Source organism: Candidatus Andeanibacterium sp. (assembly GCF_057143545.1).
In genome coordinates this window covers 1-1,779 of sequence record NZ_DBNHSF010000125.1, presented here as the reverse complement: position 1 = coordinate 1,779, position 1,779 = coordinate 1, and the positions used below count along the sequence as shown (strand labels likewise).

Sequence of the window (1,779 nt, the reverse complement as noted above, 5' to 3'; positions counted from 1 at the left end):
GCCACCTTTGCCCCGCAACACCGCGACGAGATCATGGCGGCGAAGGACCGGCTCGCCGGCGACGAGCAGATGGGTGCGCTGTTCAAGGTGATGGGTCTCACCCATCCAGTCTGGCCGGACGGGGCAGGGTTCGCTCCGCGCCATGTCTGACAATGTCCGTGACAAGGGCGGCTTCACCCGCTTATTGCGGGCAAAACAGTCCAGGAGAGGTATCCGATGATTGGAAGAGCGCTGGCCGTGATCGGCCTTGCGGCAATGGCGTTGGCGGCAGTGCCGGCAGCGGCACAGGAGCAGGCGCGGATCGAGTGGAAGACATTTCATTCCCGCGCGATGGAAGGAAACCTGGAGGGCAATCCGGCCGAGCGCGGCGCGTTTGTCGTCACCCCGCCGGGCTATGACGAGAACCCGACCAGGCATTACCCGACGGTCTATTTCCTGCACGGCTACTTTGCCACGCCGCAGATGTACCAGGACATGATGGCGTTCGAGGAAGCGGTCGACGAAGCCGCAGCAGCCGGCAACGAGGTGATCATGGTGATCCCCGACGGCTTCAGCAAATATCGCGGCGGGTTCTATTCCAACTCGGTGACGACCGGCAATTACGAGGGCTTCGTCGGCGAGGACCTCGTCAAATGGGTCGATGCCAATTACCGCACGATTCCCGAGCGGGATTCGCGCGGCCTGTCGGGCCATTCGATGGGCGGCTACGGCACCTTGCGGCTGGCGATGAAATATCCCGACACCTTTTCGAGCATCTATGCGATGAGCTCGTGCTGCCTCACCCCGCAGCCGCCCAGTGCCGAGGCCGCGGCCAGGGTCGAGGCGATGTCGGCGGAAGAAATGGCGAATGCCGGATTTGGCGAGCTTGCGCCGATCTCGACCTATTCGACCTGGTCGCCCGATCCCTCCAACCCGCCGCATTACTGGTATACCGGCCTCAAGGAAGACGGCACGATCGACCCGCTGGTCGAAGCCCGCTTCGCGGCCAATGCGCCGGTCGTGATGCTCTCGCAATATGTCCCGGCGCTCAAATCCTACGAAGCGATCCAGCTCGACATAGGCGACCAGGATTTCCTGATGCAGGGCAATCTCGCCATGAAGGCCGAGCTCGAACGGTTCGGCATTCCGTTCGGCTGGGAAGTCTATGAAGGCGATCACGGCAACCGCATCAAGGACCGGATCAGGAGCCACGTATTGCCCTTCTTCGGCCAGCATCTCGACAAGGACTAGACCCATGCGATTTCTAATGGCGGCAATGGCCGCGCTCGTGCTGATGGCATCGCCCGCCGTCGCGCAGCAGAACATCACCGCGCCGTCGCCGACGGTCCCCGAAGGCATCGCGGTCGCCAAAGTGATGGTCCCCGGGCCCTCGCTCGAAGGCAATCTCGAGGGCAACGACACCACCCGCCACGCAATGGTGGTGCTCCCGCCGAGCTATGCGTCGAGCCCCGAGCGCCGCTACCCGGTGGTCTATTACCTCCATGGTTTCGCGATCGACGGCGAGAATTTCTACAATTTCATGCGCGTCCCCGAAGCGGTGGCCAACAATGCCGCGCAGGGCCGCGAATTCATCGTCGTGGTGCCCGACAGCCTGACGCGGCTCGGCGGCTCGATGTATTCGCCTTCGGTCACGACCGGCGATTTTACCCGCTTCATCGCGCATGATTTGGTCGCCTATATGGATGCCCATTACCGTACCATCGCCAGGCGCGAAGGGCGCGCGCTGGTCGGCCATTCGATGGGCGGCTACGGCACGTGGCAGATCGGCATGCGCCATCC

Annotated in this window: 2 protein-coding genes; both read left to right on the top strand. The window is 63.1% G+C overall.

Annotation, left to right across the window (positions count from 1 at the left end; genetic code table 11):
- Positions 1-216 precede the first annotated feature (216 nt).
- Positions 217-1,230 (top strand): alpha/beta hydrolase, encoded by a 1,014-nt coding sequence (locus AC16XC_RS07690; RefSeq protein ID WP_484034062.1) that lies wholly within the window; start codon positions 217-219, stop codon positions 1,228-1,230.
- A gap of 4 nt (positions 1,231-1,234) precedes the next feature.
- On the top strand, positions 1,235-1,779 hold a 545-nt coding region (locus AC16XC_RS07685; RefSeq protein ID WP_484034061.1), incomplete at its 3' end, for an alpha/beta hydrolase.

Bases quoted from the DNA above. Each gene is read 5' to 3' on its own strand.
- AC16XC_RS07690 (WP_484034062.1), top strand. From the start codon at position 217: ATGATTGGAAGAGCGCTGGCCGTGATCGGCCTTGCGGCAATGGCGTTG.